Origin of the sequence: Rhabdochromatium marinum (genome assembly GCF_016583795.1) — a bacterium.
Classification (GTDB): domain Bacteria; phylum Pseudomonadota; class Gammaproteobacteria; order Chromatiales; family Chromatiaceae; genus Rhabdochromatium; species Rhabdochromatium marinum.
The window spans coordinates 1-15221 of the sequence record NZ_NRRS01000047.1 but is presented as its reverse complement, the minus strand read 5'-3'; the positions used below and the strand labels follow the sequence as shown (position 1 = coordinate 15221).

Annotated in this window: 14 protein-coding genes; 10 read left to right on the top strand and 4 right to left on the bottom strand. The window is 58.4% G+C overall.

The window, feature by feature from the left end; genetic code table 11:
- The first annotated feature begins 59 nt into the window (after window positions 1-59).
- From CKO36_RS12905 to CKO36_RS12875, 7 genes are all read left to right on the top strand, one after another.
- Complete coding sequence (locus CKO36_RS12905; protein WP_200284473.1) at window positions 60-758, top strand: L,D-transpeptidase; 699 nt, start codon at window positions 60-62, stop codon at window positions 756-758.
- Window positions 759-835: 77 nt separating this feature from the next.
- On the top strand, window positions 836-1111 hold the full coding sequence (locus CKO36_RS12900; RefSeq protein WP_200284472.1) for a hypothetical protein: 276 nt from the start codon (window positions 836-838) through the stop codon (window positions 1109-1111).
- Between the two features lie 120 nt (window positions 1112-1231).
- Window positions 1232-1777: a hypothetical protein gene (locus CKO36_RS12895; protein WP_200284471.1), complete on the top strand. Its 546-nt coding sequence runs from the start codon at window positions 1232-1234 to the stop codon at window positions 1775-1777.
- Window positions 1778-1889: 112 nt separating this feature from the next.
- The gene (locus CKO36_RS12890) at window positions 1890-2894 is read left to right on the top strand and encodes a DUF4365 domain-containing protein (protein ID WP_200284470.1); all 1005 of its coding nucleotides are present in this window, start codon (window positions 1890-1892) and stop codon (window positions 2892-2894) included.
- Between the two features lie 342 nt (window positions 2895-3236).
- Window positions 3237-3530, top strand: a complete 294-nt coding sequence (locus tag CKO36_RS12885; protein WP_200284469.1) for a PIN domain-containing protein — start codon at window positions 3237-3239, stop codon at window positions 3528-3530.
- Window positions 3531-3826: 296 nt separating this feature from the next.
- Window positions 3827-6016 carry a VTT domain-containing protein gene (locus CKO36_RS12880; RefSeq protein ID WP_242469587.1) on the top strand — a complete coding sequence of 730 codons (2190 nt, stop codon included), beginning with the start codon at window positions 3827-3829 and terminating at the stop codon, window positions 6014-6016.
- Window positions 6006-6773: an endonuclease/exonuclease/phosphatase family protein gene (locus tag CKO36_RS12875; protein WP_200284468.1), complete on the top strand. Its 768-nt coding sequence runs from the start codon at window positions 6006-6008 to the stop codon at window positions 6771-6773. Before CKO36_RS12880 ends, CKO36_RS12875 begins: the two co-directional genes overlap by 11 nt.
- On the opposite strand, the gene pstB is transcribed toward CKO36_RS12875, so the two are convergent.
- The 4 genes from pstB to CKO36_RS12855 all read right to left on the bottom strand — a co-directional run bounded on the left by pstB (window position 6754) and on the right by CKO36_RS12855 (window position 12050).
- Window positions 6754-7626 (bottom strand): phosphate ABC transporter ATP-binding protein PstB, encoded by an 873-nt coding sequence (gene pstB, locus CKO36_RS12870; protein WP_200284467.1) that lies wholly within the window; start codon window positions 7624-7626, stop codon window positions 6754-6756. The genes CKO36_RS12875 and pstB overlap by 20 nt on opposite strands.
- A gap of 203 nt (window positions 7627-7829) precedes the next feature.
- A complete protein-coding gene (gene pstA, locus CKO36_RS12865; protein WP_200284466.1) occupies window positions 7830-9527 on the bottom strand; it encodes a phosphate ABC transporter permease PstA in 1698 nt (565 codons plus the stop codon).
- Entirely contained in the window at window positions 9520-10911 is a 1392-nt protein-coding gene (gene pstC / locus CKO36_RS12860; protein ID WP_200284465.1) for a phosphate ABC transporter permease subunit PstC, read from the bottom strand. Before pstC ends, pstA begins: the two co-directional genes overlap by 8 nt.
- A gap of 92 nt (window positions 10912-11003) precedes the next feature.
- Entirely contained in the window at window positions 11004-12050 is a 1047-nt protein-coding gene (locus CKO36_RS12855) for a substrate-binding domain-containing protein (RefSeq protein WP_200284464.1), read from the bottom strand.
- Window positions 12051-12324: 274 nt separating this feature from the next.
- Here CKO36_RS12855 and CKO36_RS12850 point away from each other — a divergent pair, with 274 nt between their 5' ends.
- The 3 genes from CKO36_RS12850 to CKO36_RS12840 form a co-directional block, all read left to right on the top strand.
- On the top strand, window positions 12325-13500 hold the full coding sequence (locus CKO36_RS12850; protein WP_200284463.1) for a glycosyltransferase: 1176 nt from the start codon (window positions 12325-12327) through the stop codon (window positions 13498-13500).
- A complete protein-coding gene (locus tag CKO36_RS12845) occupies window positions 13497-14630 on the top strand; it encodes a phosphotransferase enzyme family protein (RefSeq protein ID WP_200284462.1) in 1134 nt (377 codons plus the stop codon). Before CKO36_RS12850 ends, CKO36_RS12845 begins: the two co-directional genes overlap by 4 nt.
- Window positions 14631-14685: 55 nt before the next feature.
- Window positions 14686-15221, top strand: a 536-nt coding sequence (locus tag CKO36_RS12840) for an IS607 family transposase (protein WP_200284461.1), incomplete at its 3' end; no start/stop codon positions are given.

The window sequence follows — 15221 nt, the reverse complement described above, 5'->3', positions numbered from 1 at the left end:
CTCTCACGGGGCTAGTCGGCCTGGGACTCAGCCTGGTGTTGGCCGGCTGCTCAGAGACCATGGCGACCAACACCGGCACGGCGGCCAGCGTGGCCGGCTTGCACGCCGTACCCCCGCGCCTGGTAGCAACGACGGCGCCGGGTATAGAAGCAGCGGAGGCCGGATACAGCGGCCAGCCGCCAGTAGCCCCGCTATCTCTGGAAGCCGATGAACCTCTGCCCTGGCCGCCAGCGAATGTCGAGTTGCCGCTGTTGCAAGAGGCTGCGTCAGCCACGCAGATGTACCAATGGTCGGGCGACGGCCGCCCGCTCAGCCGCATTGTGATCGACACCGACCGGCAACAGGCGCGCTTTTACAGCGGCGACGAACAGGTCGGCTGGACCACAGTGGCCACCGGCGTGGACAGCCATCCCACCCCCAGCGGCGAATTCGCCGTGCTGGAGAAGGTGGCGAACAAGCGCTCCAATCTCTACGGTCGCATCTACGACCGCGCCGGCAATCTGGTCAAAGCCAACGCACAACGCGGGCGTGACGCGATCCCACCCGGCGGGCGCTTCGTCGGCGCGCAAATGCCCCATTTTCTACGCCTGACCAACGATGGCGTGGGCATACATGCCGGCCCCATCCCGCTCCCCGGAAGTCCTGCCTCGCACGGGTGCATCCGCATGCCAGCGGAGGTGGCTGCACAGCTGTATCGTCAGGTGGCGCCGGGAACCCGGGTGACAGTGGTGGAAGGAAAATCTGGAAGACGGGATTAGCATTAACCACCAAGCGGATCGAGACGATATGAGACTTCGACAAATCCTTATTCGCTAACATCGTCGTTTTCGGCCATGTGTATTGCGGCGGGATCAAGGCGGCGATTGATACGGCTGCCGGTGAGGCACCCGAATTTGACGATCGCCTCAATCAGCTGCTCAGGCAAGGGCTGACCCGCAGCCAAGATCGCCGCTCGCTGTATGTGTCGGCCCCTGTCAGTGCGCTGACCAAAGGTTCAGAAATAGTTGCGAGTTACGGTTGGTTTTTAAGTGTACGATTGCGCACCACATCACGAACTTTGCTGCAAGCGTTGCAAGAATTTGCAGCATTCGCCACCATCGCTGATGGATAATAAACGATATTGGCATGTTATCCCGCAGCTGGTAGGTTGTCCAGAGATCTTGCGGGTTTAACCGTTGCGTGCTAGTTTTATCCAGAAACCATATAATCACTGGTTAGGCAAAGGAAACATATGAGCGACTGGGACTTTCTCCACGATATGCATAATGAAGGCTATAGCCCAGAGCAAATAGCGGATGCCGCTGCCTGTGGGTATAACCCTTGGGAACATGGCAGTTGGGACAACATCGAGGAATTCGTTGATGATGAAGGGGGCTGGGATTCTGATAATGAGCCAAAGAACCCCACAACTCTTGAGCTTTGGGAGTTGCTAGATGAATTGGTTGAAACCGCTCGAAATTACGTCGAAGTAACAGGGCGGCATCTGCCGATTTATGGAGAACTTGGCGAGCTTTACGGTGAAGCCAGATACGGAATCAAAAGGCATAAGCCGTTCACGCAAGGCTCCGATGGCAAATTGGGTAACGATTTCGTCGAAATAAAAACAATTAGTCCACTTAAAACCGACAGTACCGTGCTAGTGAAACGAGCTGGTAATTTCAGCAAACTTCTTATCGTGAAGATTAGCGAAGATTTCGAGTTTAAAGCAAAAATGCTTGATCGAAAGAGCTTGCGAAAAGGCTCAGGTAAACACATCAAAGCCAAGTGGAGTGAATAGAATTGCCTAACAATGCCGTCAACTCGGACGCATTTTTCGCTCGCTGCGCTCACTATAAATGCGCCGGTTACGGCTGGCGTTATGCATCAAAATGACTAGCAACTTTCCAAAAATGAGCAAAGCAGCCCGCACCGGTGATGTCGGTGTAAACATGGTTGCAAGAATTGCGAGTGATGACTTTGGATGGATTTTTAAACGTAATCCACAGGAATATGATTTTGGCATAGATGGCCAATTTGAGGTTGTAACTGATTCAGGCAGCGTTACAGGGCAAATAGCGGCCGTTCAAATTAAATGCGGTGCATCGTTCTTTTCTGAGCAAAATAAGTGGGGATATGTTTATAGAGGAGAAAATAAGCATTTTAATTACCTTTCCGCTTATCCTACCATTGTTCTAATTGTATTGTGTAATCCAGATAGCGAGGAATGCTATTGGGTAAAGTTTGATCCAACACATACAGTGGGAACACCAAAGGGATGGAAAATTACAGTTCCATTTGAAAACACTCTTAGTAAATCAAAAAATTCAATATTGGATCTTCTGCCAGAGTCACGAGATGTGCTCAGCGAAATAGAAGAGTATTGGAAAATTAATGAATTATTGGTGGAGTCCGGTTTCAATCTATTTATTATTGATCGTGACGAAGTAGAGCAATTAGATACAACGCGTACCAGAGCTTTCTTTGATCATCTTCGGTCAACGAAAGAGCTTGCATTCAACTGCATGGGGACTATCGAGCTTTCAATATCGGGCTATGATGAAGATCTTCGTGAATTGTTTGAAATAGAAGAAGTGGTCGAGTTTTATAAGAACCTTAATAGCGTAATACCTGAGTTACTCTTTTTTCTTCGCTCGAGAGGGAAGTGCCATACATTACCTGTAATCGCAGCTTGTATAGGAAATGCAAAAATAGAAGGTAAGCGTGCTGTGCACGGCACTCAGCATAAGGTTGTTTTTGAAACAAGGCCTATTGCAGAGTATTTGCACACTTTGTGGCCTGGACTGAATGAGTTAACTTATTGGCTGGATATGGATATCGAAGAAAATAAGGAGATTACGTACTCGGTTTTGCGCAGCATCGGGTTGGAGGTTCCGCCAGATGAAAGCAATGCATAACAAAGCCATAAACTCGGACCACAAAAAGCTACGCTGCGCTCCGCTTTACTTGTGTCCGGTTATGGCAGCCGTTAGCGCGCCGCGCAAAGTGTGGCTCATCTGGTCGGGTGAAAGTCCCGGCATGGTAAGGGCTAACCACCCACCATTACCGAGTGTTGCGCCTCTGGCGGAGCGGTGACTGTGGTGAGAACTGCGGCACAGGCGAACAAGAGAGGCGAAGCGTACACAGTGCCTATGTTATAGGCCGGATAGGGACGCAGCCCCTTAGAGCTGGTATCGCTTCGAAAAGCCGTTCCGGATTGGTCAGCGTGGTAACGTACGTGAAACCTAAATGGACCGGGCGTGTTGGTGAGCCTGGGAAGAGCCGGCGGAGTTCTCAAGCTACTGCGGCAAAACCCAAGCAGTCAAATTGTAACGGTAGCACGTCAGCTGTTGACGCATCGCTGGTGGAATGAAGAGCTCGGCCAATACGAGCTTGTCATTTCGCAATATGTGATTGATGAAGCTTCAGCGGGAAACCCGTCGCTTGCAGCAGAACGTATGCAGTTACTTGGAACTGTAAGCACATCGCTAATGCAAAAATACTTCCTCGTATTCACGATTTACTTGGAAGACAAGGTATTCCGATACCCATAATCTGTACTCCAGAAGAGTTATTAGGCGATGACATATAGAGACTCTAATTCAGTAATCGAACAAATACACAAAACGCGCGAAGAAATTTCTGAAAGATTTGGTGGCAGCATAGCCGCTATTGCTGAAGACGCAGCACGACGCCAAAATGAGTCAAAGCGATTGATTTGGAATTCAAGAAAGCCTAGCGAACGCCTTCAGCCGACCGCTCGCTACGCTCGCGGCGGCTGAGGCTGGCGCTCCACACGGACTTCGCTACGCTTCGCCGGTGAGCTTCGAGTTAGGCGCTTATGACACTGATGAAGCAATCATGGGAGGCGCCGCTGAAATTTTCATACCACCACGGACCACAGTCAGCCGGCACTGAGCGCATCGCTGCGCTCATTGACGGCGAGGCTTACTTCGCCGCCGTGCGCGCCTCCATGCTGCGCGCCCGCCGGCGTATCATCATCGCGGCCTGGGATCTGCACAGCCGGATCGAGCTCAAGCGCGGTGGTCCCGACGATGGCCATCCGCGTGAACTTGGCGCCGTGCTGATCCACCAGCTTGAGCGCGAACCCGAGCTGGAGGTGTTCATTCTGCTGTGGGACTATGCGCCTATCTATGCCTTGGAGCGCGAGCCCCTGTTCTTCGGGCATGATCCCTGGGAAGGGCATCCACGGCTGCATTTTTACAAGGACTCGGCTCATCCACTGGTCGCCAGTCAGCATCAGAAACTGGTCGCCATCGACGGGCGCATCGCCTACTGCGGCGGTTTTGACCTCGGACAATGGCGCTGGGACAGCTCCGCGCACCCCGCCGAGGACCCGCGCCGGTGCGATCCGGGCGGTGACCCCTATCCACCGTTCCATGATGTGCAACTGCTGGTCGATGGCGAGGCCGCCGACGCGCTCGAACAGTTGCTGCGCGAACGCTGGCAGCATGCCGGTGCCGGGCCGCAACTGGAACGCGCCTGCGCCGCCGGGCCGGCGCGGAATGATCCCTGGCCGAGCGGTGTCGAGCCGCTGTTGTGCGACCATGAAGTCACCATTGCCTGCACCTTTCCTGCCTACGGCGAGCGGCCCGAGGTGCGCGATGTCGAGCGCCTGTATCGCGCACAGATTGCCGGCGCACAGCGGTTTCTGTATCTGGAAAACCAATATCTGACCGCCCGCACTCTGGTCGCTGACCTGTGCCGCGCGCTGCGCCGGCGCGACGGCCCGGAGATCGTGCTGTTGTTGCCGCAGCAGACCGGCAGCTGGCTGCAACAGCGCACCATGGACGTGATTCGCGCCCGTCGCCTGGCCAGTCTGCGCCGTGCCGATCGTTGGGGTCGGTTTAAGGTGTATTGCCCGGCCGTGCCTGGACTCACCGAGGGCTCGCCCATGGTGCATGCCAAGCTGCTGATTGCCGACGATGCGGTGTTGCGGGTGGGCTCGGCCAATCTCAGCAATCGCTCCATGGGGCTGGATAGCGAATGCGACCTGATCCTGGAAGCCAAAGACAGCGCGGCTCGGACGCACATTACAACGATTCGCCATCGCTTGCTGTCACTGTGGCTGGGGCTTGCGCCAGCGGAGCTGGCCCGGCTGGAACAGGGGATTCAAGCCGACACCGAAACCGAGACTGAAGCGGCCCAACCGGCGGGGCTGATCGCCACCATTGAGACCGCACGCGCGCGCCAAGACGATCCGGCCGCTGCCTATTTGGCCGAACTTGACGGTGCGGTTGACCCGGACTGGCACCGCCAGCTGCCCGATGAGCGCCTGGTCGATCCGGATCGACCGCTTGACCCGAGTCTGGTCACCGCTCTGCTGGCCGATGACCCGCAAGCGACTCCGGTGCGTCGTCGTCTGACGGTGGCCTTGGGCATTCTGGGACTTTTTCTGGTTCTGGCTGGGCTCTGGCGCTGGACGCCGCTGGGTGGTTGGCTGGATCCGCAGGCACTGACGGATGCAGCTCACCAGCTGTCTGGAACCCTGTGGGGACCGCCACTGGCCACCGTCGGCTTCGTGGTCGCAAGCCTGGTCGCGGTGCCGGTCACGTTGCTGATTTTGGCCGTTGCACTGCTGTTTGATCCGCTGACCGGGATCCTGGTGGCGTTGACAGGATCGACCCTGTCGGCGGCGGCGGGGCGCTGGCTCGGGGCCCGTCTCGGTCGCGGTTTGCTTGAGCGTCTGGCTGGCTCGACGGTGTCGCGGATGGCCCATCGGCTCGGACAGCGCGGCTTGCTGACCATTCTGACAGTGCGCATTGTTCCAGTCGCCCCCTTTGCGGTGCTCAATCTGGTGTCAGGCGTGCTGCCGCTGCGCTGGCGCGACTATCTGCTTGGCACGGTGATTGGCATGCTGCCCGGTATCCTCGCCTTGACCCTCTTTGCCGAAGGTCTGATCGCGGTGCTCGGTCGCGCTGATCCGCGCGCTCTGGCGCTGCTTTTGGTCGGGCTGCTGGCGCTCGGCGGGCTAATCTGGGTGGGGCGGCGGTTGCTCGGCATCGCGCGTGAAGACTGAGGGTGGCGGTGAGGCTCGCGTGCTGTCGGTGGCGAGTTACAACATTCATCGCGGCATCGGCTCCGATCGGCGCCGCGACTGGGAGCGCATCCTCGCGGTCATCCAGGCGCTGGATACCGATGTACTGGCGTTGCAGGAGGTTGAAACCCCGGCTGAACCCGCCCCGGCTGCCACGACCCTGGCGTTGTTGCCGCGCCTGACCGCCCTCGGCTACGAGCCGCTGCTGGGTCCGACCCTGCGCACCGGGAGCAACCATTATGGCAACCTGCTGCTTAGCCGCTGGCCAATCAAGGCGCGCCGGCTCATCGACCTCAGCGTGCCGGGCCGCGAGCCGCGCGGGCTGATCGAGGCGGAACTGGAACAGCACGGGCAGCGCGTCGGGGTGATGGCGACGCATCTCGGGCTGGGTATTGGTGAGCGCCGCGTGCAGGTCGAACGCCTGGCTGCGCGCATCGATCAGTGGCGGTCAGGGGCCTCAGCAGCGGCATCTCTCGCGCCGCCGCTGGTGCTGCTGGGGGATTTTAACCACGCCTGTGCCTGGTCGCCGGGGCTCTGGCCGCTGCGTCGGCGCCTGTCCGTTGTCTCCGCGCGCGCGACCTTTCCGGCGCGCTGGCCGCTGCTCGCCCTGGATCGGATGTTCTACTCCGGCCTGCAACTCGCGGCTGGCGGCATTGGTCGCGGCTCAATCAGCCGCCACGCCTCAGATCATCGTCCGCTGTGGGCGCGCTTTGTTGCACTCAGCCAAAACGGCCAGTGATATAGTCTTCAGTCAGTCTATGCTGGGGCTGGTTGAAGATTTGCTCCGTGGTGCCGACCTCAATCAAATCACCCAAGTGAAAATAGGCGGTGCGCTGTGAGACGCGTGCGGCCTGCTGCATGGAGTGGGTGACGATGGCGATGCTGTAGTTGGTACGCAGCTCGTCGATCAGCTCCTCGACTTTCGCGGTGGCAATGGGGTCAAGGGCCGAACAGGGTTCATCCATCAGAATGACTTCGGGGGAGACGGCGATGGTGCGGGCGATGCACAGGCGTTGCTGCTGACCGCCGGAGAGGCCGGTGCCGGGCTGGTCGAGGCGGTCCTTGACCTCTTCCCACAGGCCCGCCTTGCGCAGGCTGGTTTCGACCAGTTCATCGAGTTCGGTACGGTGATTGGTCAGGCCATGAATACGCGGGCCGTAGGCAATGTTCTCGTAGATGGACTTGGGGAACGGGTTGGGCTTTTGGAACACCATGCCCACGCGTGCGCGTAATGGCACCACGTCGACATGCTTGTCGAGGATTTCCTGTCCGTCGATCTTGATGGAGCCGCTGACCCGGGCGCTGGGAATGCTGTCGTTCATGCGGTTCAGGCAGCGCAGAAAGGTCGACTTGCCGCAGCCCGAGGGGCCAATCATTGACACGACTTCATTGCGGCCAATGTCGAGGCTGATATTTTTGATCGCCTGTTTGTCGGCATACCAGACATCGACATCGCGACATTGCATGCGCGGGTTCAGGCAGCTGATGTCGCCAAGCGTCGAGGAAAATGCGCGGCTGCTATCGGTGGCAGTCTTGGTATCCGCACGCGGAATCACGTCGGGTTGCACGGCTGTGGCGGCGATTGTCGTCATGGGGCGTTCTCTGGGGGCATCAATTGGGGGGGCATCAGTTGGGGGCGCTTCGGCTTGGAAATTCACGGCTGGAGACCCAGGGTTGGTGTCCGCATGCTCCAAGAGAGTCTTGGAAACGGCGCTTGGCATTGTCATGGGGCGATTATGGCTCATTTGAATTTGTCCATGCGTTGCGCATTGCCAATTGAGAGGTTGGCGGTGGTCTACCAGCGACGTTCAAAGCGACGCCGCAGCAGCACAGCAAGCAGATTCATCATAATTAAAAAGGTCAGTAACACCATAATGGCCGCCGAGGTACGCTCGACAAAACCGCGCTCGGGACTGTCGGCCCAGAGGAAAATCTGTACCGGCAGCACAGTGGACGGATCGGTGAAACCGCCGGGAATGTCGACGATAAAGGCGATCATGCCGATCATCAGCAGCGGGGCGGTTTCGCCCAGCGCCTGAGCCATACCGATGATGGTGCCGGTCAGCATGCCTGGCATGGCCAGTGGCAGCACATGATGAAACTGTGTCTGCAAGGGGGAGGCGCCCACGCCCAGTGCGGCTTCGCGGATCGATGGTGGCACCGATTTGAGCGCTGCGCGGCTGGCAATGATGATGGTCGGCAGCGTCATGAGCGTGAGCACCATGGCCGCAACCAGGGGCGTGGAGCGTGGCACACCAAAGAAGTTGATGAAGACCGCTAAACCGAGCAGACCGAAGACAATGGATGGCACGGCGGCCAGATTGTTGATATTGATCTCAATCAGATCCGTCCAGCGGTTCTTGGGTGCGAATTCCTCCAGGTAAATCGCCGTACCGACAGCAATGGGGAAGGAAAACAACAGGGTCAAGGTCAGGGTGAAGAGTGACCCCATAAAGGCGCCGCCAATGCCGGCGAGTTCCGGCTCGCGCGAGCTGCCCTGGGTGAAGAACAAGGTGTTAAAGCGCTTTTTCAGTGCGCCGGCGTCCTTGAGTGACAAGACCCAGGCGAGTTCCTGATCTTTCAGTCGCCGTGCGCTTTGCGGATTAGAAAGCTCAAGCAGTTCCCAGCTTCTGGGCGTGGCAGGGTCTTGGTTTTTGAGGGGAAGCAGCACCTGGCCAGTGATGTCGTGAGCGGTGATGGACTCGACCTTGACCAGACCATGGTTGATGGCAATCAGGTAGCTGGGCATGTCGCTGTCGAGCGTTGTTCCGTCCGCCGTTGTTTTGTCCGTCGGCGTGGCGGTGCGCATCCGTTCGAACACGACGTTGAAGTCGGCTCCGCTGGAAATAATTTGTAGTGTGTCGTCGCTGCTTGGCACGGTGACAATGGTGGCACTACCGCTGGTGTCGATCCGCTTCACCGGGGTTGAGCGGCCTTTCATGAACATATCGACATCGTCGTCGGCGATCAGCCAGGTTTCGCGGCGTTCGCCGATCAGCTCGGGATGATGGGCGACCATCTCGCGCAGCTGTTGCGGCACGCCGGGGCTGAGCAGGCCGTAGAGCTTGCGTTTGGCCGAGCGGCCCTTGACCTCCGGGAAGCGCTCCCGCAGTGCATCCCGGGCGAGCTTGAGGAAGTTGACTCGAATCAGCTCTTTGTTGATCTCATCCGCGTTCAGGTCGCCGGCTTGGATCAAGCCGTCGGGGTCAATAACCTCGGGATCGAAATACACCGGCAACTGTACATAGGTTTGCTGGAAGGCGGTATAGCCATTGCTGATGATATTGAAAAACAGCAGAGCAACAAACGTTAAGCCGAGAGCTACGGCTGTAGCGCCCATGAAGCGAAACCGCTTCTCGGCGGCGTAGCGTCGCTTGAGGCCGGCGTTGACGATGTCGATGGGCCGGCGGCCTGCGCTGGCGCTGTCCTGCTGGTTGTCGTCCGCGCGCGGATCGGCATTGGGTGTCGGGGATGGAGGAGGGGTACTATTCATACTGTTCGCGATACTTGCGCACGATATGCAGGGCAATGATGTTGAGTATTAGGGTGACCACGAAGAGCGTCAGCCCCAGGGCAAAGGCGGCCAGAGTTTTGGCGCTGTCGAACTCCTGATCGCCAGTCAGCAGGGTGACAATCTGCACCGTAACTGTGGTGACACTGTCGAGCGGATTGGCCGTCAAGTTGGCGGCCATTCCGGCGGCCATCACCACGATCATGGTCTCGCCGATGGCGCGCGAGACGGCCAGCAGAATGCCGCCGACAATGCCGGGCAGGGCAGCTGGAAAGATGACGCGGCGAATGGTCTCGGACTGGGTAGCGCCGAGCGCGTGGGAGCCATCGCGCATTGATTGAGGCACGGCATTGATCACGTCATCGGAAAGCGACGAGACGAAGGGGATGATCATGATGCCCATGACCAGCCCGGCGGCCAGCGCGCTCTCGGAGGCGACATGGAGACCTAGGCTGTCGCCCAATTCGCGGATGTAGGGCGCGACCGTCAGGGCAGCAAAGAATCCGTAGACCACGGTCGGGATGCCCGCCAGTACTTCCAGCACCGGCTTGGCAATGCCGCGCACGGCGGGTGCGGCATACTCTGACAGATAAATGGCCGAGAGCAGACCAATGGGTACCGCAACCAGCATGGCAATGGCTGAAATCAGCAAGGTGCCAGTAAAGAGCGGGATGGTGCCGAAGGCACCGGAGGCGCCGACCTGATCTGAGCGCAGCGCGATCTGCGGACTCCATTCGGTGCCGAAGAAAAACTGGGTCCAGGGGATTTCCTGAAAGAATAGAATCGACTCGAACAACACCGAGAGCACAATGCCAAGGGTGGTGATGATGGCGATGGATGAGAAGACGACCATGACCACCAGCACGGTGTTCTCAACCCGATTGCGGGCGCGAAACTCCGGCTTGGCACGGCGCCAGGCCAGTGACATACCCGCCAGAGTTGCGGCCATAATCAGCCCCCAGAGTGTCATCTGGGCGATGTCGCGCAGGCGCGCGTAGTGGTCAGCCGTCGCTTGGATGTCCTCGGTGATGCGCCCTGAGGTGATGTTTCCAGTGGCCAGGTTCTTGATGTCGTTGATAATCAAGCTGACCTGTCCGCTCGACTGCTCGGCGGTCAGTGATGCTGGCATCTGCTCGATCATGAGTGCGGTGATGATACGGTCATGCAGACCGAACCAGACCAGCAGAATCAACAGCGCCGGGATACCAACCCAGAGCGCTGCGTAATAACCGTAATAGGCCGGCAGGGAATGAAGTTGTTTAATGCCGCTCACGCCACCGACATTCTTAATGGCCTGTTTGCGCACCAGTTGGTAGGCTAGCGCCATGGCGACGAGAATCAGCAGCAACAGCAGAGGCAGGGTCATGACATTTAGGGATAGCTACAAATGATGACGCGACCGGCAGCCTGAAAAGGCCACCGGCCGCGCTGGCGTCGATCAACAGTGAAGGATCGGGTTTACTCCGGGCTTGACATGGACTGCATGCTCTGAGCGTTCTCGGCCATCTCGGCCCGCAGCTCATCGGACAGCGGAATCAGGCCCTTGTCGGCCAGATAGCCGTCCTCGCTCCAAGCGGTGTCGCTGGTGAACTCGGTGACATACTCCTCAATGCCGGGAATGGTGCCAACGTGGGCCTTCTTGACATAGAAGTAGAGCGAGCGCGACACCGGATAGCTGCCATCGGCGATGGAGTCGAAGGTTGGGGCGATGCCGTCGATCTCGGCACCCTTGACCTTGTCAGCGTTCTGATCCAGGAAGCTGAAGCCGAAGATGCCCAGTGCGTCCGGGTTGGCCTCAAGTTTTTGCACAATCAGGTTGTCGTTTTCGCCGGCCTCGATATAGGCGCCGTCTTCACGCACCCCGTGGCATACGGCTTTGTATTTCTTCTTGTCTTCCTTCTTCATCGCCTTGATGCTGTCGAAGGTCTTGCAGCCACCTTCCATCGCCAGTTCGGCAAAGGCGTCGCGGGTGCCGGAGGTCGGCGGCGGTCCCAAAACTTCGATCTCAATATCGGGTAGATCGGCGTTGACTTCCTTCCAGGTCTTGTAGGGGTTGGCGATCAGCTCTTCCTCGTTGTCGGGATTGGGCACATCCTTGGCCAGCGCCAGGAAGATGTCGCGCAGCGACAGATCAAATGCCGGCGCATCCTTGGCGTTGGCTACGGCGATGCCGTCATAGCCGATCACCACCTCGGTGATGTCCTCGACGCCATTGGCCTGGCACTTCTCGAACTCCGAGACTTTCATGCGGCGCGAGGCATTGGTGATATCCGGATGCTCGACCCCCACGCCCTCGCAGAACAGTTTCATGCCGCCGCCGGAGCCGGTGGATTCGATCTTGGGGGTATTGAAATCGGTTTTCTTGCCGAAGGTTTCAGCGACCACCGTGGCAAAGGGGAAGACGGTCGAGGAACCAACAATATAGATATAGTCGCGTGCCGCCATGGCTTGGGTCGATACCGCCAAGCTGGCAGCAACGCTGGCCGCAATCAGGGTCTTTTTCATCACAAACTCCGCGAGTCAGTTAAAAATCAGCGGCTATTCTGGGGGGCGAAGATGGCTATTTAATGACAAAAATGTTGCCGTTTGATGACAGCGTGCGGCGGACTTCGCACGTCAGGCCCAAGGCCGGTCAATCGCCTGCACTGCTCATGCGCCGGGCGGCGGACTTGACTATACTGAAGGGTTTGATTGACACCTGACCGTTGGGATGGCTGGGCGTGATGGTGGGTGTTAACGCGATTGTTTACTCTGGTTTGTACGGAGTCTGAGCCAGGCGATGCGTGTTTTGATGATTTCGGATGTTTATTTTCCCCGGGTCAATGGGGTTTCAACATCCATTCAAACCTTTGCGCGGGAATTTGCAGCTGCGGGGCATGAGGTGACGCTGATCGCCCCGGATTATGGCGAACAGAGCGCGGAGCCCTTTGCGGTGATCCGAATTGCATCGCACTATCTGCCGTTCGATCCGGAGGATCGTGTGCTGCGCTGGGGGCGTTTGCGGGCCTGTCGTGCGTCGCTGGCCGATGCGGGGTTTGATCTGGTGCATGTGCATACGCCCTTTCTGGCCCACTATGCCGGTTTGGCACTGGCGCGCCATCTCGAAGTTCCGGTCATCGAGAGCTACCACACCTTTTTTGAGCAGTACCTGGATAAATACGTGCCTCTGGTCCCAGGGGCTTGGCTGCGCTATGCCGCACGGCGCTTTTCCACCAGCCAGTGCCAGAGAGTTGATGCCCTGGCGGTGCCTTCGCAGGCGATGCTCAAGGTGTTGCGCGGCTATGGTATCGACACCCCAGCCGAGGTGGTGCCAACCGGGATTGAACTGAGGCAGTTCCATCAGGAGCCGGGACGGATCCAGGGGCTGCGCTTCCGCCAGCGCTACGCGATTGACCCCGAGCGCCCGCTTCTGGTGCATGTCGGGCGTTTGGCCTACGAGAAGAATGTCGAGTTTCTGTTGCGCGTGTTGGTGAAGGTCAAACAATCCTGTCCACAAGTTTTGCTGGCCATTGCTGGTGAAGGGCCGGCGCGAGCTATGCTCGAAGGCTTGGCGCGCACGCTGGGGCTGAGCGAGCAGGTGCGCTTTCTGGGCTATTTGCGCCGCGATGGTACGCTGGAGGATTGCTACAGCGCGGGTGATGCCTTTATTTTCGCCTCGCGCACCGAAACCCAGGGCTTGGTGCTGCTGGAGTCCATGGCGCTGGGCACGCCGGTGGTCTCAACGGCGGTGATGGGAAGTGCCGAGGTGCTGGTGCAGGGCGAAGGCTGTTTGATTGCCGAGGAAGACGAGAACCACTTTGCCGCACAGGTGCTGCGGGTGCTGAACGACGCTCAGTTGCGCCAGAGGCTCAGCGAGCGGGGCCTTGCCTACGCCAAGGGCTGGTCGGCACCGGCGCTGGCCGAGCGCATGCTGAGGTTCTATCAGCAGGTGATTGATCAGGGGCCGAGCGTATGAAGGATCAACCGGCACGGTGTTCGCCCGACCTGGGGCTGGCTCAGGCGATGGCCGGGCACTTCCCGGTCTGCGCGGTGGTGCAGGAGGTGCAGCCACTTGGCAGCGGGTTGATCAATACCACCTTCGCTGTTCAGGCTCAAGCGGGGCACTTTGTCTTGCAGCGCATTAATGCGTCTGTTTTTGCCAACCCGCCATTGATTATGGACAATCTGGCACGCTTGCAACAGGCCATTGCGGGTGCGGGTGCGGACGCACAGCCCCCACGGTTGCCGAGGTTTTTTGCGACCACCTCCGGTGAGTTACTGGCACGCGATGCGCAGGGTGGCTATTGGCGCCTGCTGGAGCGTATTGAGCAGGGCGCGCCCTTAAACGCAGTCAAGTCGGCGGCGCAGGCACGAGCCATTGGTCGGCTGCTGGGGCAATTTCATCGTTTCGGTGCCCGTTTGCCCGTGGCGGATTATCATGTGACCTTGCCGCAGTCGCATGACACCCTGGGGTATCGGGCGGCCCTGGATGAGGTGGTAAAGACCTTGTCTGCAAGTGCCGGGCCGGGGACGGGAGACAGCCCGGCGCTGGATGCGCAAGCGGCAGCGGTGCTTGAACAGGTGCACGCACATGATCAGATTCTGCACAGCCTGCAAGAGGTGCGCACGGCGGGGCTGATTAAGAAAACTCTGGTTCATGGCGATCCCAAGCGCGACAATGTGCTCTTTGACCACCAAGGCGAGCGGGCACTTTGCCTGATTGACCTTGATACCGTGCAGCCTGGATTCATACTCTATGATATTGGCGACTGTCTGCGTTCCTGCTGTAATCGCGCCTGTGGCACCATACCGGAACAGGTGCATTTCGATGCCCAACTGGCCGAGGCGCTGCTGGGCGGCTATGCCGAAGCGGCACCTGACCTGCTGAGTGCGGTTGAGCGCGAATTGCTGTTCGATGCGATGCGACTGGTTCCACTGGAACTGGTCATGCGGTTTTTGACCGATCATCTGCGCGGCGATCAATACTTTCGGGTGCGTTTTCGCGGCGAGAATCTTCATAAAGCCATAGCCCAGTTGGCTCTGGTGGCCGATATCGAACGCCAGGAACCGCAGTTGCGCGGGCTTGGAAGAAGGCTTGGAAGCTAGACTCTAGTCTTATAAAAAATGCGCGATAGTGTATTATTATCTCATGGAAAGCACCATGAGTACAGGCAAGGCGGCGAAGCAGCTGGGTGTTTCGGTCAAGACATTGCAGCGCTGGGAGCGCGAGGGGCGTCTCATTCCCGTGGCGCGTACCGACAGCAATCGTCGTCTTTACACCGAGGCCCAGTGGCGAGCGTTCATCGGATGGCGACAGACGCCCGAGTGTCCAGCGCGAATAGTGGCCTATTGCCGAGTCTCATCGGCTGCACAGAAGCCAGACCTGGCTAACCAGCGCCGGGTGCTGGAAGCGTTTGTTGTGGCGAGAGGTTTAGCGAACGTCGAATTCATCGAAGACGTGGGAAGCGGCTTGAACTTCAAGCGCCAGCGTTTTTTGGCACTGATGGATGAGATCGGGCAGCGGAGCATCAACACCCTGATCCTCGCCCACAAAGACCGGCTGACGCGCTTTGGGTTCGAGTGGTTCGAGCATTACGCCAAGACACACGGCTGCGAAATCCTGGTACTGAATCAAGAAAGGCTTTCGCCCGAACAGGAGCTGGTGCGGGACTTGATGACCATCGTGGATGGTTTTTC

Coding starts and splice junctions, on each gene's coding strand:
- CKO36_RS12905 (WP_200284473.1), top strand. CDS start 60: ATGGCGACCAACACCGGCACGGCGGCCAGCGTGGCCGGCTTGCACGCC.
- CKO36_RS12890 (WP_200284470.1), top strand. CDS start 1,890: ATGAGCAAAGCAGCCCGCACCGGTGATGTCGGTGTAAACATGGTTGCA.
- CKO36_RS12845 (WP_200284462.1), top strand. CDS start 13,497: ATGAAGGATCAACCGGCACGGTGTTCGCCCGACCTGGGGCTGGCTCAG.
- pstC (WP_200284465.1), bottom strand. CDS start 10,911: ATGACCCTGCCTCTGCTGTTGCTGCTGATTCTCGTCGCCATGGCGCTA.
- pstB (WP_200284467.1), bottom strand. CDS start 7,626: ATGACGACAATCGCCGCCACAGCCGTGCAACCCGACGTGATTCCGCGT.
- CKO36_RS12880 (WP_242469587.1), top strand. CDS start 3,827: ATGAAGCAATCATGGGAGGCGCCGCTGAAATTTTCATACCACCACGGA.
- pstA (WP_200284466.1), bottom strand. CDS start 9,527: ATGAATAGTACCCCTCCTCCATCCCCGACACCCAATGCCGATCCGCGC.
- CKO36_RS12850 (WP_200284463.1), top strand. CDS start 12,325: ATGCGTGTTTTGATGATTTCGGATGTTTATTTTCCCCGGGTCAATGGG.
- CKO36_RS12855 (WP_200284464.1), bottom strand. CDS start 12,050: ATGAAAAAGACCCTGATTGCGGCCAGCGTTGCTGCCAGCTTGGCGGTA.
- CKO36_RS12895 (WP_200284471.1), top strand. CDS start 1,232: ATGAGCGACTGGGACTTTCTCCACGATATGCATAATGAAGGCTATAGC.